The organism is Collinsella aerofaciens (assembly GCF_028206795.1).
Classification (GTDB): Bacteria; Actinomycetota; Coriobacteriia; order Coriobacteriales; family Coriobacteriaceae; genus Collinsella; species Collinsella aerofaciens_AX.
In genome coordinates, this window is sequence record NZ_JAQLFJ010000005.1 from 130,896 (window position 1) to 150,476 (window position 19,581).

The 19,581-nt window shown below is 57.5% G+C and carries 21 protein-coding genes; 10 read left to right on the top strand and 11 right to left on the bottom strand.

Annotated features, from left to right (window positions below; all coding sequences use genetic code 11):
- Window positions 1–60: 60 nt before the first annotated feature.
- Together PMX70_RS04780 and PMX70_RS04785 are read right to left on the bottom strand one after the other, a co-directional pair.
- Window positions 61–192, bottom strand: coding sequence for a hypothetical protein (locus PMX70_RS04780; protein WP_271743047.1), 132 nt, complete (start codon window positions 190–192; stop codon window positions 61–63).
- A gap of 80 nt (window positions 193–272) precedes the next feature.
- A complete protein-coding gene (locus PMX70_RS04785) occupies window positions 273–1,010 on the bottom strand; it encodes an SAM-dependent methyltransferase (RefSeq protein WP_271743048.1) in 738 nt (245 codons plus the stop codon).
- 140 nt (window positions 1,011–1,150) lie between these two features.
- Between PMX70_RS04785 and PMX70_RS04790 the strand changes: the two genes are divergently transcribed.
- From PMX70_RS04790 to PMX70_RS04810, 5 genes are all read left to right on the top strand, one after another.
- Window positions 1,151–1,978, top strand: coding sequence for a TipAS antibiotic-recognition domain-containing protein (locus PMX70_RS04790; RefSeq protein ID WP_271743049.1), 828 nt, complete (start codon window positions 1,151–1,153; stop codon window positions 1,976–1,978).
- 51 nt (window positions 1,979–2,029) lie between these two features.
- Window positions 2,030–2,275, top strand: a complete 246-nt coding sequence (locus PMX70_RS04795; RefSeq protein WP_117635838.1) for a glutaredoxin family protein — start codon at window positions 2,030–2,032, stop codon at window positions 2,273–2,275.
- A gap of 419 nt (window positions 2,276–2,694) precedes the next feature.
- On the top strand, window positions 2,695–3,981 hold the full coding sequence (locus PMX70_RS04800; protein WP_271743050.1) for a hypothetical protein: 1,287 nt from the start codon (window positions 2,695–2,697) through the stop codon (window positions 3,979–3,981).
- A 57-nt stretch (window positions 3,982–4,038) separates the two neighbouring features.
- Window positions 4,039–4,305 (top strand): hypothetical protein, encoded by a 267-nt coding sequence (locus tag PMX70_RS04805; RefSeq protein WP_271743051.1) that lies wholly within the window; start codon window positions 4,039–4,041, stop codon window positions 4,303–4,305.
- Between the two features lie 8 nt (window positions 4,306–4,313).
- A complete protein-coding gene (locus PMX70_RS04810; RefSeq protein ID WP_055252530.1) occupies window positions 4,314–4,580 on the top strand; it encodes a ribbon-helix-helix protein, CopG family in 267 nt (88 codons plus the stop codon).
- A gap of 131 nt (window positions 4,581–4,711) precedes the next feature.
- Here the strand turns inward: PMX70_RS04810 and PMX70_RS04815 are convergent, their stop codons facing one another.
- Window positions 4,712–5,665 carry a tRNA dihydrouridine synthase gene (locus tag PMX70_RS04815; RefSeq protein WP_271743052.1) on the bottom strand — a complete coding sequence of 318 codons (954 nt, stop codon included), beginning with the start codon at window positions 5,663–5,665 and terminating at the stop codon, window positions 4,712–4,714.
- 258 nt (window positions 5,666–5,923) lie between these two features.
- Here PMX70_RS04815 and PMX70_RS04820 point away from each other — a divergent pair, with 258 nt between their 5' ends.
- A complete protein-coding gene (locus PMX70_RS04820) occupies window positions 5,924–7,057 on the top strand; it encodes a hypothetical protein (protein ID WP_271743053.1) in 1,134 nt (377 codons plus the stop codon).
- Between the two features lie 74 nt (window positions 7,058–7,131).
- On the opposite strand, the gene PMX70_RS04825 is transcribed toward PMX70_RS04820, so the two are convergent.
- From PMX70_RS04825 to PMX70_RS10175, 4 genes are all read right to left on the bottom strand, one after another.
- The gene (locus PMX70_RS04825; protein WP_271743054.1) at window positions 7,132–10,386 is read right to left on the bottom strand and encodes an ATP-binding cassette domain-containing protein; all 3,255 of its coding nucleotides are present in this window, start codon (window positions 10,384–10,386) and stop codon (window positions 7,132–7,134) included.
- Window positions 10,387–10,640: 254 nt separating this feature from the next.
- Window positions 10,641–11,612: a TlpA family protein disulfide reductase gene (locus tag PMX70_RS04830; RefSeq protein ID WP_271743055.1), complete on the bottom strand. Its 972-nt coding sequence runs from the start codon at window positions 11,610–11,612 to the stop codon at window positions 10,641–10,643.
- A gap of 29 nt (window positions 11,613–11,641) precedes the next feature.
- A complete protein-coding gene (locus PMX70_RS04835; RefSeq protein WP_271743056.1) occupies window positions 11,642–12,544 on the bottom strand; it encodes a 4Fe-4S binding protein in 903 nt (300 codons plus the stop codon).
- A complete protein-coding gene (locus tag PMX70_RS10175) occupies window positions 12,537–12,626 on the bottom strand; it encodes a CD1871A family CXXC motif-containing protein (protein ID WP_022094046.1) in 90 nt (29 codons plus the stop codon). The genes PMX70_RS04835 and PMX70_RS10175 overlap by 8 nt, the downstream gene beginning before the upstream one ends.
- Before the next feature lie 129 nt (window positions 12,627–12,755).
- Here PMX70_RS10175 and PMX70_RS04840 point away from each other — a divergent pair, with 129 nt between their 5' ends.
- The 3 genes from PMX70_RS04840 to PMX70_RS10140 all read left to right on the top strand — a co-directional run bounded on the left by PMX70_RS04840 (window position 12,756) and on the right by PMX70_RS10140 (window position 15,082).
- Complete coding sequence (locus PMX70_RS04840; RefSeq protein WP_465038266.1) at window positions 12,756–13,448, top strand: response regulator transcription factor; 693 nt, start codon at window positions 12,756–12,758, stop codon at window positions 13,446–13,448.
- Window positions 13,445–14,584 carry a HAMP domain-containing sensor histidine kinase gene (locus tag PMX70_RS04845; RefSeq protein ID WP_271743058.1) on the top strand — a complete coding sequence of 380 codons (1,140 nt, stop codon included), beginning with the start codon at window positions 13,445–13,447 and terminating at the stop codon, window positions 14,582–14,584. The genes PMX70_RS04840 and PMX70_RS04845 overlap by 4 nt, the downstream gene beginning before the upstream one ends.
- A gap of 78 nt (window positions 14,585–14,662) precedes the next feature.
- The gene (locus PMX70_RS10140) at window positions 14,663–15,082 is read left to right on the top strand and encodes an arginase family protein (protein WP_408583386.1); all 420 of its coding nucleotides are present in this window, start codon (window positions 14,663–14,665) and stop codon (window positions 15,080–15,082) included.
- Window positions 15,083–15,610: 528 nt separating this feature from the next.
- Here the strand turns inward: PMX70_RS10140 and PMX70_RS04850 are convergent.
- The 4 genes from PMX70_RS04850 to PMX70_RS04865 all read right to left on the bottom strand — a co-directional run bounded on the left by PMX70_RS04850 (window position 15,611) and on the right by PMX70_RS04865 (window position 17,907).
- A complete protein-coding gene (locus PMX70_RS04850; RefSeq protein ID WP_195361944.1) occupies window positions 15,611–16,294 on the bottom strand; it encodes a hypothetical protein in 684 nt (227 codons plus the stop codon).
- Window positions 16,295–16,706: 412 nt separating this feature from the next.
- A complete protein-coding gene (locus PMX70_RS04855; RefSeq protein ID WP_117848184.1) occupies window positions 16,707–16,961 on the bottom strand; it encodes a hypothetical protein in 255 nt (84 codons plus the stop codon).
- Between the two features lie 15 nt (window positions 16,962–16,976).
- Entirely contained in the window at window positions 16,977–17,600 is a 624-nt protein-coding gene (locus tag PMX70_RS04860; protein ID WP_271743059.1) for a DUF1700 domain-containing protein, read from the bottom strand.
- Window positions 17,587–17,907 carry a PadR family transcriptional regulator gene (locus PMX70_RS04865; RefSeq protein WP_006234594.1) on the bottom strand — a complete coding sequence of 107 codons (321 nt, stop codon included), beginning with the start codon at window positions 17,905–17,907 and terminating at the stop codon, window positions 17,587–17,589. Before PMX70_RS04865 ends, PMX70_RS04860 begins: the two co-directional genes overlap by 14 nt.
- Before the next feature lie 657 nt (window positions 17,908–18,564).
- On the opposite strand from PMX70_RS04865, the gene PMX70_RS04870 reads away from it, so the two are divergent.
- Window positions 18,565–19,569 (top strand): helix-turn-helix domain-containing protein, encoded by a 1,005-nt coding sequence (locus PMX70_RS04870; protein ID WP_271743060.1) that lies wholly within the window; start codon window positions 18,565–18,567, stop codon window positions 19,567–19,569.
- Window positions 19,570–19,581 lie beyond the last annotated feature (12 nt).

The following is a 19,581-nucleotide window of genomic DNA, read 5'->3' on the forward strand; positions in this document are numbered from 1 at the left end:
TGCTTTACCATACGGGGCCTTCCAGCCAATCTGGCAGACGGCCCCGCATGCAGCGCTCACTTACTGTGCATTAAAAACGTAGCGGTCCAGGCGGTCGCACGCCTCCCTTACACGCGAAAGCGGCAGCGCCAGATTCACGCGAATGTGGCAGGGCCCGTGGAACGGACGGCCGTCCTGATAACCCACGCCCACACGCGCCCCCTCGTCGAGCAGCCACTGAATATCGCAGCCATGCTCGCGGCACCACTATGGGAATGCGGACAAATGGCCGGTTAGTCCTGCGCGTCGTCGACGGCGGTTACCGTCAGCCTGGTTCCGTCAACCGTAAACGATATGTCGAGCCCGGCGTAAGCCAAGTGGTACACGCGGTTTGGCTCGTGCTTGCTGCCCGCGCGGCGCGGATCTTGGCGAAGGACCTCTATCAAGCCGGAGAGCTTTGCGAGCGGGACCATATCCTGCAGCGCATGCGGAAACTCAACGTCGAGCTCTTGCCATGACGCATCTTCAATCCAGCCGCCGGTCGCATCCGGGTGACAGTCCGCAAACGGAATGTAGGGCTTGATATCGTAGATGGGCGTGCCGTCGCGCAGATCTGCTCCCAGCACATGGATGATGGGGCCGTCGTCGGTAAGCTCGACACGATCGAGCTTGACGCAGGTAAGACCGATGGGATTGGGGCGAAACGGGCTGCGTGTGGCAAATACGCCCACGCGCTCGGCTCCACCCAAGCGCGGCGGTCGCACGGTCTTCGACCACTTGGCGTTGGTGCCGGACCTGTCCTGCGTCTTGGCATCGGCGGCGATGTCTTCCGCCGTGCCGCCGGGCGTTCCGTTTTCAAAGCGCCAGAGCAGCCACAGGTGCGAGAAGGAGTCCAAGCCCTCAACCGCCGCGTTGGAAGCATATTCCGGCTCAAAGACAATGCACCCCTCAAGATGGGGCGCCAAAAAGCTGTTGCGCGGGATGCCGAACTTCTGCGGCAGGTCGGTATGTATGTGTGCAATAGGTTCCATGCCGGTCATTGTACGGCATGAGGGCATGGACGCTGCGTGCAATCCCCCACCACGACCGCCCTTTTTGCAACTAACGGTTGCTTGGAAGGGCATCGGCCGCCGCGTATGCTTAAAGCCGCAAGCAGCAGAAAGGAGCTATCATGGCCTTTGCAGAAAAACTCATCGCCGTCCGTCGTGCCAACAGCCTCACCCAAGAGCAGCTCGCCGCCAAGCTCTATGTCACGCGCCAGGCCGTGAGCCGCTGGGAGCGCGGCGAAGTCACCCCGGGCATCGACATGATGAAACTCATTGCCGCCGTAACCGGAGAGCCGCTGTCCCACTTGCTCGAAATGCCTGAGCACTATTGCCAGAGCTGCGGCATGATACTCACGCCCGATGACTGCGGCACCAATGCCGCGGGCGCCAGGACCGATCATTACTGCAAGTGGTGCTACGACCGCGGCAAGTACACCTATGAGACCACGATGGAGGCAATGATCGAAGATTGTGCCCCGCGGCTGGCACAAAGCACCGGCATGTCGCTCGATGAAGCCGTCTCGCTCATGGGCGCCGTGCTGCCGCAACTGGAGCGCTGGCGCTCCGTGCACGAAAACGAGGACCGCTACGGTGCCGAGGCGCGGGCGCGCTATGGCGATGAGGCTATCGATACGGCAAACGAAGCGCTGTTGGACATGGACCCCGAAACCTGGAACGACATGAAAGAACTCGAGCGCGCGATTTTAGGCCAGCTCTCGATTGCCATGGACGACGGCGATCCAAAGAGTAACGAAGCCCGCAAGCTTGTCGCAATGCACCGCCGATGGGTTGGCCTTAACTGGGGACACGAGCCCCAGGACGAAGCATACCTGGGCCTCGCCAATGGTTATCTTGCCGACCAGCGCTTTGTTGACTACTACGACAAGCCCTGCGGCACCGGAGCCACGGCGTTTCTGGTACAGGCAATCGAGTCGTCGTTGACGCGTGCATAGACCGCGGCGGCTTTGGGTATTTCAATCGAAACCTCAACCGATTGGAGACCTATGGCTACTGATCACGAGCTCGCGCTCTACGTTATGACCGGCTGCCCGTATTGCATAAAGGTCAAGCGCTTCCTGGCCGATAACGGCGTGACCATCCCCGAGCGTAATATCTCGACCGATTCCGATGCCGAGCAGACGCTCATCGCCGTCGGCGGAAAGCGCCAAGTTCCCTGCCTGTTCATTGACGGCACGCCACTCTACGAGTCGGGCGACATCATCGCGTGGATACAGAAGAACCTGCTCTAGTCCGCGCGCCGCGGTCGGCCGGCCCCAACGCACAAACCCATACGAACCAAACATGTACGCCAGCATCCAAAGTCGACATTTTCCGACATCTTTGGATGCTGACGTACAGCTATTTGTGGGCAATCGTTGGGGACGTTCTTAAATGACTAGTCGTTAAAGAACGTCCCCAACGACTAGTATCGATTTAATAGAACATACGTTTGCTTTTTATGCTATACTCGCCTCAAGGCATGAGAATGGTCGAGAGTTCCCGCGGAGGTCCCCAATGACACGCTGGAGCGAGCCCGGTAAGTAAGATCGGTGGTTACCGCACTCGTCCATCTCAGACAGGCTGCGCTCCTGTTCGTCGTCGCCGTCAAAGAACGACACTCACAACCAAACGTTTCCGTTATCCGTGAGCCACACAGGAGTGCATCGTTATGGCAAAAAAGATTCCAACCTTTACGTCCGACACCGTATCAAGCGCCTGCTCAGATATCAGCAAGATCGTTGAAGCCAAGAGTCTCAATCAAAAGAGACTCGATCATGAGACTTCGTTAGAGGGGGCGTTGCTCATTGGGCGCCGCCTCGAACAAGAGACTGCCGGATACCCCATTACTAATCTCAAAGGACTGCTCTCCCCCGTCGGCGGCCATCTACACAAGCACTATGGCCCCCGTCTAGGACAATCCTATCTCGCACGCTGCATTAAGTTCGCTCGCGCCGTTCCCAAATACGCACCTTTTCGATCAGAGCTTGACCTAGCCCACTATGAGGCACTCGCTCGCGTCACAAACGAGTACCTGCGTCTTGAGCTCATGAACGTCGCGGCCGACAACAGGTGGCCCTCATCGCACATCGCGCTTCACGCCAGATACCAGAATCCACAAGATGCTCCAAGCAACAGAGAATTCCACGAGCTCACAGCGAACCAGGAAGTTTGGCGCTTTGCCCGCGCTTATACAGATGCCTGCGGAATCATTTCGCTCGAGAAGTTTGTTGAGCTTTACAATTCTTGCGCTCCCGAACCAGTCTCGATATTCGAAGTAAATGAAACTATTTGGAAAATCAAAGAGGAGTCGGGGCGCATCGACAACCCCTGCATACTTTCCAAGGACGGAGAGCTGTACCTCATAGCGCCGGAACTAGACGACACGGTCGAAAATAACCCTTATTACTACGACGACTACGGATATTCCTATCGAAGATACGAACGCCATAGCGAGTACACCCAGGAAATGCGCTCGTTACGCGAGCGACGTGTTCAGAGCAGGAGGGCGGCCATATTCACTGGCCATAAGCAGCATCCAATCGAAAAACTAGACTATGAGGACATCGTCTGTGGATATGCCAGCTACACACAATCTGTTAATAATCTCAAATTGTATATCTTGAATGATTCCAAGCTGGGTGCCGCAAGCCTTCACGCAAGAGAGGACGAGTTCGATTTCATCATGGCAAAGCTCTTGCGTTCTATTGGTCTCAACGGCATGCCGACAGCACAACAAACAACCGAAGATGCCGAATTTTTATTGATCGTCGTACGACCCGATTTTTACAAACAAGCGGAGATAAACAAGGTCTCCAAGCTCCTCGCAATAGTCTATGAAAACACTCCCCTCTGGGAGTTCAACGGACGCTCATACACCGAGCTAAAGAGTGAAAAAACGCTAGAGCCTCCGGTGCCAACTTTGCAACGAACAGTCCAACCAAAACAGGCTGCTTAACCTAATTAACTGCTTGTATTTTTGTCTACAAAACTGTATACATAAAGAGAGGTCCATATGGAGCTCATCGCAATCCACCCCCATGCCCTCAAACACGGGCTGACAGAGACGGATATTATATGCGCCTGGAACTCCGCTTTTGCATGGTTCAGGCGTGATCTTGAAAATGGAGGCATCGATTACGTTCTCGTTGGACTTGATGGAAGAAGCCGCCTCATGGAGCTCATTGCTCGATGTTGCCCCGACCGAGATGGTTACATCATTTATCACGCCCTTGTCCCTCCTACGCGCAAGGTGCTCAGGGAAATCGGAATCGATCGATAGGAGGCGCTATGGACGCTAAACAGCTCGAAAAGATGATGGGGTTTGCTCCCGGTGAGCTAGAAAAAGCCGCAGCGGCATACGAAAAAGATGAGTGGCCGAAGGGCCACACCGTCAAGTTGGGAAGGCCGCCGATTTCCGATGAACCAAGCGTTGTTTTATCGGCACGTGTGGGCGAATCGGTTCTTGAAGCATTTGACGCAAAGGCAAAGCGCCATGGGCAAACGCGCACGGAGCGACTCAGGGAACTCATTACACTCGATGCAATGATTGCCTAGTCCCCTGCCGAACCAAACATGTACGTCAGCATCCAAAAACGATATTTTTCGACATCCTTGGATGCTGGCGTACAGTTTTTTGCATGGGTCCGGCACAGGCGATCCGTTCTTCTCCGTCCCCAAGGGATCATTTAGCCACAAAAGCGGGCGATGGGCGCAAGCTGCTGCTCGCGAAAGACACGGTCGACAGCAGCACGGTATTCATCGACCTTTTTGGTCTTGCGTACGAGTTTGTGAACGGTCGCGGGATCGGCGAAGGCGCATTTGGCGTAGAACCACCACTCCTTCATGCGAAAGACCGCGTTGCCCCCAATCTCGTCCGCATAGGCCGCAAACAGCATGTCATGGAAGCGTTGCAGCTCAGCGGCGGTAGCGGCAGGGTCGCCCTTAACCATGCGAGCCAGCGCGGGATTCGCAAGCAAGCCGCGCCCCAACATTACGTGGCGTGTTCCGGGATAGGCCTTCACCAGCGCATCCATGTCCTCAGGATCAAAGATGTCGCCGTTATAGGCCACGGGGAACGGCGCCCGTTCCAGCGTCTCGCCGTAAAACTCTTTGCGCGGTGAGCCCGTATAACGGTCCTTTTGCACGCGCGGATGCACGATCAACTCCGCCAGCGGCATTCGGCAATAGAGGTCGAGCACGCGCTCGTACTCGTCATCGCATTCGAGCCCCAGTCTGGTCTTGACCGACACCGGCAAGGGCGAGCGTTCGCACACGTCGCTCAAGAACACCTCGAGCTCATCCAGATTGCGCAGAAAGCCCGAGCCCTTCCCCTTGGCGACAACCGTGCCCGAGGGGCAGCCAAGGTTGAGATTGACCTCGTGATAACCCATGTCGGCGAGCACCTGCGCCGCCCACACAAACTCATCCGCATTCTTGGACATCAGCTGAGGCACTACGTTAAGCCCCTGGTTATTGGCGGGATCGACCTCTTTAAACGCTTTGCCGCCAAAGCGGTTGCCTACCCGTGGCGGCGGCAAAAACGGCGTGTAATAACAATCGAGTGCGCCAAAACACTCCGCGTGCACGCGACGGAACACATGCCCGGTAATCCCCTCCATAGGGGCCAGCGATAAATACATCGACATCCATTCTCACATCAATGTGACAAAGGGACTGTCCCTTTGTCACATTTGCAAATCATCATTCGGCTGTTTATTTTGGCACACATACGTATCGGGCGGCATCATCGCGTGGGCACAGGAGCAGCCGCTCTAAACCAGGGCTGCCGTGGCACTTTTGCCGTATGACCATGCGCTCATCGATGGCGGGATTCTCTATACTGAGTCACATATGACGGCATCGCGCCACAACGACCGCCACGACACCAAGGACCAGCCATGGCAACACTTTCCGAACAAGAACGCAAGCGTATCCAGCGATATTGCATCTGCCCCAAGGTTGCCGGTACGGCGCTTGCCATGGCGTTTGTGCTGCCATTTTTGATCATTCCCTTCGAAATGATTGACGATATCGTCTTCCATCACGAAGGCTTCCAAGAAACGGGCATGATAGCCGCCCTGGTGCTCACCGCCGTCGAGCTCGTCATCTTCTGCTATTGCGCGCTCGCGCCGCGCTTTGGCATGCGCGGCAAGCAGTGGAAAGAAATGCAGCGCCGACTCGCCGTCGAGCAGTCCGAGAAAGACCGCTCGGCACAAATCGCGGGCGTTATTGGCACGCAGGCCGCCGCGCGCCTACTCAAGAACAGCGACAACGAGACCGCGCGCAACCTGGGCGGCGCGGCAGAAGTCGCCGCTGCCGTTGGCGCCGTCGCCACTGCAGCTGACGTGCTTACTGAGAGCTTCGCTAACGCAAAGGCCATGGCAGAGGCCTGCGGCGTGCCTATCCCCCGTGCAAAAAAGTGGATCGTCGCGCTTGTGGCACTGCCCCTCGCAATCGTGTGCGGTGCCTATATCCCGCAGCTGGCGCAGGGAAACATCGAGATGCAACAGAACGCCGCGGCCGCGGCCGAGCAGATCGCCATCGCCCGCAAGGCATTAGAGCCCGCATGCGAGCACGTGTCCGCCGATGACCCCTACGAGCGATATCAAGATTACGGCTATCATGTCCGCGGCTATCTGCACGAAGGCGACTCCGACGCCCAGAAGACCTATACGTATCTGGACTTTGACAACAAGGGGACGCTCAAGGAAGTGAGCTACGCGGCAGAGGTCGACCCCAGCGCGAGCCTCGAGGATAACCTTGCCCGCATCGAACACGAGCTTGACGAGCTTTCCTCTGCCGTTCAAACCGTTGACGTCAAGACGGTGAGCCCCGAGCTCTTGGCACCGCAGAAACTCCCCGAAGAGTTTAGGCAGGCATTTTTGAACGGCTCACTCTACGAGAGAATCTCTATCAGGACGAGTGACGACCTCATCAAAACGTATTACTCGTTTGATACGGATCCCGAGGACGAGTTTGACGAGTACACCCATCCAAGCGTCCGTATTACGCTGATGGGCAAAACAAACTAGAAGGCGCGGGAAGGGGCCACCCCCTTCCCGCGCCTTTTCATCCAATGTGACAAAGGGACTGTCCCTTTGTCACATTATTCGGAGCGTAGGGCTTCCACAGGGTCTTTCTTGGATGCGCTGCGGGCCGGCAGCAGGCCGGCAACGACCGTCAGCAGCACCGAAATTGCAATGAGCACCAGCGCATCCTGCACGGGCAGGCTCATCAGATTGGGTACCTGTTTGGCAGTAAGCGCCCAGGCATTAACCGGAAAGCTCACGGCCACCACGACAACAACAGCAAAGACGCCGGCAATGAGGCCCTCGATAAAGGTCTCGGCATTGAATACGTTGGCCACGTTACGCTTCGACGCGCCGATCGCACGCAGGATGCCAATCTCCTTTTTGCGTTCCAGCACGCTGATGTAGGTGATGATGCCGATCATGATGGAGCTCACCACCAGGCTGATACTCACGAATGCGATGAGCACCAAGCTGATGGTGTTCACGATGTCGGTCACCGAACCCATGATGATGCCCATGTAGTCGGTGTACGAGATTGCCTGTTCATCGTGGCCAGAGGCTTTGACCTGCTTGTTGTACGCGTCGATGTGATCGAGCACGCGCTCCTTGGCCTCAAAGTCACGCGGGAAAATCTTGACCGAGATGGGGTCTGCCTCGTCCGCATAGCCCAACGTGGTCAGATTGTTGTCGTAGGTGAGCTTCGACGCCTTCGCATAGCTCATCATGAGCGAGCTCAGGTCCTCGGCGTCCATGTTGAAGTGGATGGCATGAGCAAAGGCACTCGCATCCACGCGCATGGCGCTCGCCAGGTTAGCAAAACTCGAAGACATCTGCGTCGCCATCTGGTCCACAAGCCCTGCCGCGCCCGCCTTGAGCTGGGATGATACCGTCGACGCTATCTGCTCGCTGATTGCCTTCATCACCTGATCCATAGCCTGCTGCAGATACGGAGCCAGCTGCTTTTGCACATAGTCGCTCATCGCCTGCTGCAGACGCTCGGCCAGGGCATCGCCGCCGAGCGCTTTGAGCTGGGCCAGGATTTGCTGAGCTGTGTCATCATTCTCAAGATACGTCGAGAATGCGGCAGAGAGCTTTGACGCGTCCTTAAGATCTTCGGGCGACAGCGCCTTAAACTGATCAGACTGCAAAAAGCCCTCAAACAGCTGGTTGGCTAGTGTTCCCACCTGCTGCATTTGCTCGGGCGTGAGTTCCAGACCGTCAAAGATACCCGAGAAATCTGGGGTTGGCGCTTTTGCCATGATGTCGTTGAAGTCGATGTCCTTGCCAACGCCCGAAAGGTCAATGTCCAGCTCGGACAAGTCAAGACCCGACAGGTCCATACCGCCGGCCGCACCCGAAAGTGCAGACGTATCGAACGAGAACGCGCTCTTGAGCGCCGCCTCGTCCACACTGAACATGCTGCCCAAATCAACTCCTTGTTTGGCCTCGCCCTGCAGTTCATCGAAAGACTTGCCCGTAAAGACATCCGTCTCGGGATGGGCAAGCTGTTCTTGCACAATCTGCGAATCGGCGGCGCGCTCCATAAGCTGGCGAGTCAGCGCATGCGTATAGGCAATGCCCGGGGACAACGCGCTCGCATTGGCTGTCTCGTTAGGTCGCACCACGCCCACAATGTGCACGTCGATACCGTCGGCAACCTTGGCTGCCATAAAGTCGGCGTCGCCAGACATGTCAGTCCACATGCCAGTCTCTTCGTTTTTGCGATAGGCATCGGCCGGCGACAACACCTTAAACGTGGTAGACAGTGCATCGTCGTAGGTAAAGTAGGCGCCGGTCTCGGGCGCTTCGACCCCACCGTCAGCCGCCATGGCGCTGTTAACCAGATCGTTGAGCTCATCGATATCCAGCGCACCGATGCTGTAGAGCGTGTAATCGCCCACCGTGCCGCGGCTCGAAAGCACCATTACGGCTTCGTTGGCAGACGTGGGCCAATGACCGGCGACAACATCGTACTGGCTGTCGAGCAGACTCTGGTCGTCAATCATCTCGTTAAAGACCGAGGTTCCCATGGATTCCATGCTCACCGTCGCCGCCGAGCTCGCGCCTCCGCTCATGGCCTCGGTCATGGCGTTGGGCACCAGCCGGACAGGCTTCTCATCGCCCTTGCCGGCACGATAGACAACCGGCGATATACCGTAGCCGTACTGAATGGCGTTGACCTCTTTATCGATGCCGTCGCCACCGGCATCGAGCCATGCCTTAAAGCTCGTCATATCGTTAGATTTAACACTTGCGAACATATCCTTTACGGCCGTGACCACGGGAATCTTATCGGTTCCCTGAGCCTTGCCGCCGGCGCCGTCGTCGGACGAATCCACGTTTTCAGGCGAGTCATCATCCGCAGCCCCCTGCCCGCCCATCATGGAAGACAGGTCGTAGTCCTGCTTGGAGATCGTAAGCGGGTAACTCGAGAGCGTATCCTCCTCGACCTTTTTGATGTAATTGTTCACGCCATTGGAGAGCGCCAGGATTGCCGCAATACCGATAATTCCAATCGAACCTGCAAAGGCCGTCATGGCCGTGCGACCCTTCTTGGTCATGAGGTTTCGGGCAGAAAGCCCCAACGCCGTCACAAAGCTCATCGAGGTTTTGCGCGTAGGCTTAGCCTCGCGACGCACGGCCTTTGCTACATCAAAGGGGTCGGAATCGTCGGTGATCTTGCCGTCCGCCAGGTTAACGATGCGCGTGGCGTACTGGTACGCCAGCTCGGGATTGTGCGTGACCATAATAACCAGACGGTCGCGCGCCACGTCCTTGAGCAGATCCATGACCTGTACGGATGTCGTTGAATCCAAAGCGCCGGTCGGCTCGTCTGCCAGCACAATCTCGGGATCATTAATCAGGGCGCGGGCGATGGCCACACGCTGCATCTGCCCGCCCGAAAGCTGGCTCGGGCGCTTGTTAACGTGCTCGCCCAGGCCGACTTTCTCCAACGCCTCGCGCGCACGCTGGCGACGCTCGGCATGCCCCACGCCCGTGAGCGTAAGCGCCAGCTCCACGTTTTCCAAAATGGTCTGATGCGGAATGAGGTTATAGCTCTGGAACACAAAGCCGATGCGGTTGTTGCGATAGGCATCCCAATCGCGATCGTGAAAGTCCTTGGTCGATATGCCGTCGATCAGCAAGTCACCAGAATCGAAATGATCGAGCCCACCGATAACGTTGAGCATCGTAGTTTTGCCCGAGCCCGAGGGACCCAGAATGGCCACGAACTCGTTATCGCGAAAAGACAGGCTTACGCTATCGAGCGCCACCTGCGTAAACGACTGCGTAACGTACCTTTTGCAAATACTCTTGAGCTCCAACATGGACGGCAACCTCTCCCACGCAGGCGCACTTGCCCGCTCTCCCCCGCCGTTCGTATTCGACGCGTTTGTCCTACTCTATCCCCATTTTTTGCCGGCGCCAGTGAGGAATGTAACGAAGCACGCCAAAAAACGAACGGGACGGCGCCTAAAAGAAGAGGCCCCGAGCGGGACCTCTAAATGGTGGAGATTATCTTGAAAGGCAGCAGACTACTCCGCACAGCGGTGCACGATCATCGCCATGCTTTACGCGTTTTCTACTGCTCGCTATTCGCAATCGCCTGGTCGATAAGCTTGTCGAGCGCTGCGCGCTGCTCAGCGGAGCTGATGGCGCCCACGATGGGCTCCCCTACGATGTTGCCATTCTGATCGATGACATACGTCGTCGGGAACGAGAACAAATTTGACGTGAACTTACCGGCCTCGCTATCCGACTTGAACCAGACGTTCTTATATGTCACGCCCTTCTTGCTCAGCACGTCCTTGGCATCTGCAATCTCGCCCTTGTTGCCATCGAGCGTAAAGGAATTGACGCCCACGACCTGGCCGCCCTTCTCGGCAAGCTCCTGATTCAGCTTCTCAAGATCGCCCAGCTCGCCCACGCACGGCTTGCAAGTAGTGAACCAGAAGTTCATGACGGTGACCTTGTTCTTAGAGAACAGCTCGTCGCTGTTCACGTCGTTGCCATCCAGGTCCTTGCCCGTAAAGCTGGGGAACTTCGTCGTCTCGCTCGAAGCATTGGCACCGGCCGTCATGCCAGCGGTCGAAGCGTCGACGCTCTCGCCTGCGCTCGGCGTGCTTCCACAGCCGGGGAACTCCTTCTCCAAGCTCTCGAGCTTGTCCTCGATCTCCTTGATCTGCTGTGCACCGGTCTTGAGCGTCTTAAGCTCATCCGCCGTGAACTCATCCTTGGCGCCGTCGATGGTCTTGAGCAGAAAATCGCCGTAATTGCTGCCGTCCTCAATCATTGCCGAGTCTTTATTTGCCGCATTGAATACCTTTTCCCACAGCGCGTTATCACTCGAAAAAATCTCGTTCTCCTTCTGCATGAGCTTCGCATACAGCTCGGCGGCCTCGTCGGCATTGGCCGGCTTCTGCGCAGTGAGTTCTGCGATCTTAGGATCGGAGCTCGCAGATTCGCTCGCATTGCCGCCGGGCGCCGAACATGCCACAAGGCACAAGGCCAGCACCGGCACCATAAACAGGGCCGCAATCTTAGAAAGCTTCATAGTCATTCCTCCGTTTTGTCGAAGCTTGTTTACTTTTTATCGGCAGTCAAGGGAAGCTTTTCCGCCGACACATCCAGGCCATAGCGATAGCTGATGGCATCGACGGGGCAGGCCCCGATGCACTTTCCGCACCGGATACATTCGGCATGATTGGGCGCGCGGACCACATCAACGTCCATCTGACAAACCCTTGAACACTTGCCGCACGAGACGCATTTGCACGCGTCGATCTGAATCCCCAACAAGGACACCTTATTCATGAGCGCATAGAATGCGCCGAGCGGGCAAATCCATTTGCAGAAGGGGCGATAGAACAAAACGCTCAGCACTACCACGGCAATGAGAACGACAAGTTTCCAAGTAAAGAGCTGCCCCAGCGCAGATCGAATGCCGGCATTGGCAATGGCCAGCGGAATGGCGCCCTCGAGCACGCCCTGAGGACAGACGTACTTACAAAAGAACGGGTCGCCCATGCCCACGTCGTTAACCACCAGCACAGGCAGCACTACCACGGCAAACAGCAGCACGACGTACTTGATGTACGTGAGCGGCTTGAGCTTTTTCGTGGAGAACTTTTTGCCGGGAATCTTGTGAAGCAGCTCCTGCAGCCAGCCAAACGGGCACAGAAAGCCGCATACAAAGCGTCCCAGCAGCACGCCGAGCAAAATGAGCGTACCGGTAACATAGTAAGAAAAGTTGAACTTGGATGAACCTACTACCGACTGGAACGACCCGATGGGGCACGCACCCGATGCCGCGGGGCACGAATAGCAGTTAAGCCCGGGTACGCAGACTGTTTTTCCCGCGCCCTGATAGATGCCGCCCTTGGCAAAGTTTGGCAGATGAATGTTGGTGACGAGCGTCGCCGCCGCCTGAATGAATCCGCGAAATCGAGCCAAAACATGCGACGCAGTGTTTTCTCTTTTATCCAATTCCGATACACTCCAAGCACAGCCTAATCGCTTTGGCCAGCACGGCATCTGCCTCGCCACGCATAACGCCAAAGCACACCATGGCAATTCCGACGATCAACAAAGCGACCTGTACCACGGGTTTTACCGCTTTGAACAACCTGACCACTCCTTTCGTTACGCGACCATTGGACCATATCGGCTATAAAATCCGTGTTAAGCGCGATTTGAAATGTGCAAGGAGACTGTTATGCGTATTTTGATCGTCGAGGACGAGCGGGCGCTGTGCGACGCAATCGCGCGCAGCTTGCGGAACTTGGCGTACAGTGTCGACTGCTGTCACGACGGACAGGAGGCGCTCGACCTACTGGACGTTGAGGCCTTCGACCTCGTGGTACTCGACCTCAACCTTCCCCGCATCGACGGCATGACCGTACTCAGGGAACTTAGGAAAACTGACTGCGAGACTAAGGTACTGATTCTGTCCGCACGTGGCGAAGTATCAGATAAAGTCGCCGGACTCGATGCCGGCGCCAACGATTACCTCACCAAGCCGTTTCATCTGGACGAGCTTGCGGCAAGGATCCGCAGCCTCACCCTCAGACGCTTCGCACAAAGCGACATAGTATTAACCTGCGGAAAGCTCAGCTTTGACACCAAGGCGCGCATCGCTTCCGTGGACAGCGTGGCTTTATCTCTTACGCGCAAGGAAACGGGAATCTTGGAATACCTGATGCTTAATCAGGGGCGTCCGGTAAGTCAAGAGGAGCTTATCGAGCACGTTTGGGATAGCAGCGTGAACAGCTTTAGCAACGCAACCCGCGTTCACATCTCGTCACTCCGCAAAAAGCTACGCAGCGCTTTGGGATACGACCCGATTCGCAATCGGATTGGAGAGGGCTACGTTATGGAGGATAGCGAATGAAAAGGCTTTCGCTGCAATGGCGCATAACGATTATGACGGCACTGCTCACGTGTGCGGCATGCGTGCTGACGAACTGCCTGGTCGGCTATACGGGCATGCGCTACATGGATGCCATCGGCAGTAACATCTCGGCCTTTAAGGCAACCGGCGAAGATTCGCCCCAGGCGTTCGACCCAACGAAAGCGACCCCCGATGACAAGGTCACGATCGTCGTAAACGACGCACAAGAGTCTTTTGGCACGACAGCCTGGTGCATCACGGCTGGAGTCACACTCCTTGGCGGCGTGCTGGCATACTTTGTGAGCGGCCGTGCGCTCAAACCGCTACGAGCTTTTGCCGCCCAGGTTGAGCGTGTGCAGCCTGACAACCTAAGCGAAATCAGACTCAGTGAAGATGTGCCCACCGAGCTACAACGATGTAGCGCCTCTTTCAACGACATGATCGCCCGTCTTGGCGAAGGGTTCTCTGCACAGCGTCAGTTTACCGGCAACGCCGCACACGAGCTGCGCACCCCGCTCGCCCTTATGCAAGCACAGATTGAACTATTCATCTCCGAGCACTCCGGTTTGCAACCCGAAACAGCCGAGCTGCTCGGCCTGCTACAAGAACAAACCGAGCGCATGTCTCGAATGACCAAGGTATTACTCGAGATGAGTGAGCTCCGCAGCGTTCCTTGCGAGGACGATGTTGAACTCGGTCCCTTGTCCGAAGAGGTCCTCACCGACCTTGCGCCACTTGCCGAGAATAAGGGCATAGCCCTCAATTGTGCTGGAGACGCTTTGACAATCGGAAGTGATACGCTCCTCTATCGGCTGGTGTTCAATCTGGTCGAAAACGCCATCCGTTACAGCCGCCCCGGCTCGACTGTCAACGTCTCCATCAGCGACAGCGACAGCCACGTGCTCCTGCGAGTCAAAGATGAGGGCCCGGGAATACCCAAACAGTACCGAGAGAGCATCTTCCAGCCGTTCTTTCGTCTAGATAAATCCCGCAGCAGGGCATACGGCGGCGCAGGACTCGGGCTAGCGCTTGTTTGGGAGATTGCAGCCCTACACGGCGGCACGGTAGAGGTCGAAGCAAGTTCCGAGAACGGGACCACCATGCTCGTGACCCTCTCAAAGGGGGCCACCACGTGATCCGACTGTCCAGGGGTCCCACTCGGCATTGCGAAACGCGTCCCAAAACTTGGACATGAGAAATGGGAGGCAGTTCGCATCTGTGCCGAGGACGAAGTCCTGGCGGGAATTCAGGATGCGCAGAGGAAGCTTACGGCAGAAAACCCCGACAGAGTCGTGACCGTCGGCGGCAACTGTATGGCGTCGCTTGCCCTCTTCGATTACCTGCACGGGAAATACGAGAACGTTGGAATCGTCTGGATCTATGCGCATCCGGATGTATCCACGCTGAATGATGGCTACCCCAACGCTCACGCCATGGTACTTGGCAACCTTTTGGAACAGGGTGCACCGCAACTCGTTTCGCGGATGCGGCATCCGGTGTTTAAGCCGAGCGATGTCCTGCATGTCGGGCTACAGCAGCTCCACGACTATCAGGAAGTTTGCTTAAACAAGCATAGGTGTTGCGGTTTTAGCCGATGTCCTCATGGAGGAAAACGACATGCTGGGTCTGTCTGATTAAAGTCCAACAGTTTCCATGAGGCATCTAGCACGGTAAAAGCTAAAGACCCGGGAGACCCCAAACTGTCAACCATCTTTACGGGTGCAAGGGAAACGGGCAAGACAGCCCCCTCTCGCTCCTATCCGAAACGGCGCTTGAACACGGCTGGATTGCAGCGAATGTCTCCGCCATGCCCGGCATGCTCGAAGATATCATCGAGCACACAAAGGAGGCCGCAGGCCGTTACCTCTCGCAGCCCCATACACGCGTGAGCGGAGTTCAAGTTGGGCAGCGGGGCGGTTTAGCGCGCCAATATAATCAAATCGTGCACTTCCATAGCCTCTCGTCTACGTGGTGTACCGTCGTCTCCCCTTTTATCAGAGTTGGGCGATTTCAGGCACCCGAGCTGAACTCAAATTGAACTCAACGATGCCTTATCGGTCGAGGGCGTCCTAGCGAGAATATACAGAGGCGCACATTTCGCAGGGAACCTCCCATTCGTTATCATATCGGGATGCTGTCAAGGCAGCGTCAATGCGTTCGACCTACACCTTCTCGCTTTTCGAGGCCTCGTCTGCAGGACCATCGGAATCGATACGGAATCGATCGGCATACCATTCATCCGAAGCAATCACCTTATGGAGCATCTGGAGATGCAGGTCGACATAGTGGCAGAACGCCTTGCCGCATTCCACGAGAGGCGCATTGTTTCTCTCGTTGGGCTCGGCTCCAAAATTAAACTCGACCTCATAGCCCTCCCCAGGCACACCCATGCTCGGCAGAACATCAATGGAGAAGTGGACGAATCCAGACGTCACCTTGTATACATCTTTTACCTTTGGATCGAACTTCTCGAGTAAGTCTTGAAGTCTTCCATCGGACATCTTCTCACCCGAGAAATCTTTCAGCTTGTTCACAGGCACACCTTGAAACACCTGCTTGAGAAAGTCATCCTGGTCTTCGGCGGCGAATAATGCGAATGTCCGCAGGCAGACTCCAACCTGTGCGCGGAGAAGCTGGGCGACGCAAACAAGATTCCTCGACTCGAGCATGGAGATGAATCCGTCTATCAGTCTCATCGCATACTCAGAGGAGGATGCCAGATATAGATCCCATTGGGTAAAGTCGCCGTTCATGAAGGGAATCACTGCATTGCGCTCGGCGACTCTCAAGGCACTCAGGCTTTGTTCTATTTTCTCAGCTTCTTGTTTGAACTGTTCGCTATCCAAAATGCCCCCAAATGCCGGCTTCTCAACAAATCAAAAAAGCAGGAGAGACAGAGATTAGGTTCCTGCTCCACTGAACCCGCGCTTCCAGTCGAGACACTCCTCCTCGAAGATCTCCCCAGAGTCCCGTCTCTCGCGCCCCTCACGGAACTGTCCATATCAGTGTAGCCAATCCAAGCACAGCCCCACCGCACGGCCCAGTCGCTTCCGGTCCTGCGTGGCCCCATGAAGGCGGAAGGGCGTGGTTGTCGTCATCGCGTTCCTTTCTCCTCATACCTTTTGGGCATGCGTCACGGGCCCCCGCGCGGCGCCGAGAGCGAATCGGCGCAGGCTTGGGGCCAGTTGCGTAGAGGTTGAGGTTCGGGTTTCGCCGGCTTACGCAGCTTGGCGGGCAGAGCGCCCGGGCTCGCTGCGCCTAGGGCGCGGCGGGATCCGCGACGCCGGAGGTGTCGATCTCGCCCAGATTGGCGAGCTGCTCGATGAGGGGGAGGCCCATCGGGTCGTCCACCTCGACGCCGCCGAGCACGATGGTGCTGTCGCGCGTGTCGATATGGGTTGTGAACACGGCCGGGTCGAAGCCCGAAGCGATAAAGCCAATGCCCGCGAGGACAACACCCGCGGCAACGAGCCCGCCCGCCACGGCGAGGTAGATCTTCTTCGCGCTGGTCATGGTACTCACTCCTTTCTACGCCGCGAGATGCGCGGCAGCGCCGCCCTTCTCGCCCTTGCCCTTCCAGAAGGGCGAGGCGGCCTTCCTCGCCCAGAGCGCCGAAAGGCGCGCAATTTGTTTTGAGGCGGCCCAAGCGCCAGCACCAACGAAGAGCGCCACGCCGACGAGGCCGAGCCCCACGCCCGCCGAGGCGAGGGCGTACGGGAAGTGGCCGATGGTGACGCCGCTTACGGCAAGCAGGAGCTCAACTACGCCCACGCCCCCGAGTGCCGCCGCGGCGATCCACACGCAGAGTGCCAGCAGCCAGATGCAGATATAGACCGTGACGGCCACGGCGGCGAAGGCGGCGAGCAGCGGCACCCACACCGGGGAGCCCACGATGGTCAGCACCCACAGCAGCGTGGTGCTGCGCCGGCGCGTCCTCGCGATCGCGCGCGGCACGGCGGGCAGGTCGTCGAGCGTGGCCTCCGCCACCTCGCCGGGTGTGCCCATGGCGGCCACGGCCTCCTCCTCGCTCATACCGTCCTCCATGCGGTCAGCGATGGCCTCCGCATAGAACGCCTTGGTCTCCTCCACCTGCTCGGCCGGCAGGCAGGCGAGCAGCTCGCCCAACCGGCCCAGAAACTCATCGCGCGTCATGGTGCGCCCCCTCAACGTATGCGTAAATCTCCCGTACGGACGGCCACTCGGCCAGGAACTCCTCGATGCGTGCTCGCCCGTCGTCCGTGATGCGGTAGTACCGGCGCAGCCGCCCGTTGTGCTCGGCGGAGCGCGCCGTGATGCACCCGGCTTTCTCCAGGCGCTTGAGCAGCGGGTAGAGCGTCGACTCCGTGAGCCCCATGCTCGCCGGTACGTCCTTCACGATCTGGTAGCCGTAGGACTCCTCGCCGGAGACGGCCGCGAGCACGCAGGCCTCCAGGAAGCCGCGCTTCATCTGTGCCTCCATCCGCACACCTCCTCTCGTCATATACTATGCTATACACACTATACGATGCAAGGTATTAGACGTCAACTCTCATCGCGAAGATTCTCCGGCCCCTGCGCGCTGCGAACGTGATGTCGCGGGGCGGTTGGCATTATGCATGAAACGTCAAGTAACGCTCTTTTGATCCACTTCCACTCGGCCCCATTCGCCTTGTACAACGCCCCCTTTCAACCTTGGGTTCAAGAGAGCCGCTAGGCTGGACGTGCCGGACGGTAAAGTCCTGGACGCCATGGTGAACTTCTCCGATGCCATGGGGGTCATGGGTCTACGCCGATGGAGTCCCACGTACGCGGCAGGGCTCGCCCGTCACCGTTGGTCGCCGGACGGTCCCCACGCCCCGCTCGCCAACGCGCAGGCGACAGCAGCAGTCCAGCGCTGGCTGGAGACGCCGGAATGCCCAGAAGATGCGTTTCCCATCGCTGCGGCAGAGCTTTTTGCAGGGGTGGCAGTTTTTCTATATCCCAAGGTCAGATAGGCTTCGGTAGCCACCTTGGAAGCATCGCCAATAGACTCTTCCTTTATACGTTCGGCATAATCGTAGGCGATACCCACAAATTCCAGTCCCGAGCAACAGGAGTACAATTGCTGCAATTGTTGCCAGCTGTTGGGAGATGGAAGATGGACTGCGATGGCTACCCATGCGTTCCCATGCCGTTGATGTGCACCGCCTTTGTGCCGGGGCAGATTGACGCTGCGGTTGCAGGCATTTCCGACCCCGATTCACGCGCCATTGCCACGGCAGAAGCGCTGTACTTTCGCGGACAGGCCGCACTCGCTGCCAAGACGGCGCGCCCCTATCTTGACGTCACCGATCCCGCGCTGCGCTATTCCGCATGCTTTATCTGCGGATACGCCAGTCTGTCGCTCAACCGTATCGCCGACGCCCGCCGGTGCCTTGCGGGCATCCTCGATACGCCGGCCGACGAGGAATCGCCCGCCGTCCACGCCACGCATATCCTGTTCGCCTCGGCCGCGAGCGTCCTGCTGCACTTGCCTTCCCCGTATTCTGCCGAAGAGTTTTATCCACTTGCGGCGCACCTACCCGAAGGCCTGCGACTGTTCGCCAGCTACGTGATGGCGCACGCCTTGTATCTGCGCGGCGAATACGGCCGCAGCCTGGGCATGGCGGAAAACGCCCTAATTATGAAACAGGGAAGCTATCCCATCTCGGAACTGTTCCTGCACCTGGCAGCTTCCATGGCATGCATGAGCCTCAAGGACATCGACGCCGCAAAAGCGCATTTTGGAGCCGCTTGGGACATTGCGCGCCCCGACGGCCTTATCGAGCTCATTGGCGAGCACCACGGCCTTTTGCAGGGGCTCATCGAGGCATGCCTAAAAACGCAATACCCTGACGACTTCGCACGCATCATCGAGATCACGTACCGCTTCAGCTACGGCTGGCGGCGCATCCACAACCCCGATTCGGGCGAGGACGTTGCCGACGATTTAACGACCACAGAGTTCACCATGGCCATGCTCGCCTGCCGCGGATGGACCAACGCCGAAATCGCACGCCATATGGGAGTATCGCCGGGCACCGTCAAAAACCGCCTATCCGGCGTATACGCAAAGCTTGGCATCGGCACACGCGCCGAGCTGGTCGCGCACATGTTGCGTTAGCGACCGGGCTGC

Bases quoted from the DNA above. Each gene is read 5' to 3' on its own strand.
- PMX70_RS04785 (WP_271743048.1), bottom strand. From the start codon at position 1,010: ATGGAACCTATTGCACACATACATACCGACCTGCCGCAGAAGTTCGGC.
- PMX70_RS04790 (WP_271743049.1), top strand. From the start codon at position 1,151: ATGGCCTTTGCAGAAAAACTCATCGCCGTCCGTCGTGCCAACAGCCTC.
- PMX70_RS04795 (WP_117635838.1), top strand. From the start codon at position 2,030: ATGGCTACTGATCACGAGCTCGCGCTCTACGTTATGACCGGCTGCCCG.
- PMX70_RS04800 (WP_271743050.1), top strand. From the start codon at position 2,695: ATGGCAAAAAAGATTCCAACCTTTACGTCCGACACCGTATCAAGCGCC.
- PMX70_RS04805 (WP_271743051.1), top strand. From the start codon at position 4,039: ATGGAGCTCATCGCAATCCACCCCCATGCCCTCAAACACGGGCTGACA.
- PMX70_RS04810 (WP_055252530.1), top strand. From the start codon at position 4,314: ATGGACGCTAAACAGCTCGAAAAGATGATGGGGTTTGCTCCCGGTGAG.
- PMX70_RS04815 (WP_271743052.1), bottom strand. From the start codon at position 5,665: ATGTATTTATCGCTGGCCCCTATGGAGGGGATTACCGGGCATGTGTTC.
- PMX70_RS04820 (WP_271743053.1), top strand. From the start codon at position 5,924: ATGGCAACACTTTCCGAACAAGAACGCAAGCGTATCCAGCGATATTGC.
- PMX70_RS04825 (WP_271743054.1), bottom strand. From the start codon at position 10,386: ATGTTGGAGCTCAAGAGTATTTGCAAAAGGTACGTTACGCAGTCGTTT.
- PMX70_RS04830 (WP_271743055.1), bottom strand. From the start codon at position 11,612: ATGAAGCTTTCTAAGATTGCGGCCCTGTTTATGGTGCCGGTGCTGGCC.
- PMX70_RS10175 (WP_022094046.1), bottom strand. From the start codon at position 12,626: ATGGTGTGCTTTGGCGTTATGCGTGGCGAGGCAGATGCCGTGCTGGCC.
- PMX70_RS04840 (WP_465038266.1), top strand. From the start codon at position 12,756: ATGTGCAAGGAGACTGTTATGCGTATTTTGATCGTCGAGGACGAGCGG.
- PMX70_RS04845 (WP_271743058.1), top strand. From the start codon at position 13,445: ATGAAAAGGCTTTCGCTGCAATGGCGCATAACGATTATGACGGCACTG.
- PMX70_RS04855 (WP_117848184.1), bottom strand. From the start codon at position 16,961: ATGACCAGCGCGAAGAAGATCTACCTCGCCGTGGCGGGCGGGCTCGTT.
- PMX70_RS04860 (WP_271743059.1), bottom strand. From the start codon at position 17,600: ATGACGCGCGATGAGTTTCTGGGCCGGTTGGGCGAGCTGCTCGCCTGC.
- PMX70_RS04865 (WP_006234594.1), bottom strand. From the start codon at position 17,907: ATGGAGGCACAGATGAAGCGCGGCTTCCTGGAGGCCTGCGTGCTCGCG.
- PMX70_RS04870 (WP_271743060.1), top strand. From the start codon at position 18,565: ATGGACTGCGATGGCTACCCATGCGTTCCCATGCCGTTGATGTGCACC.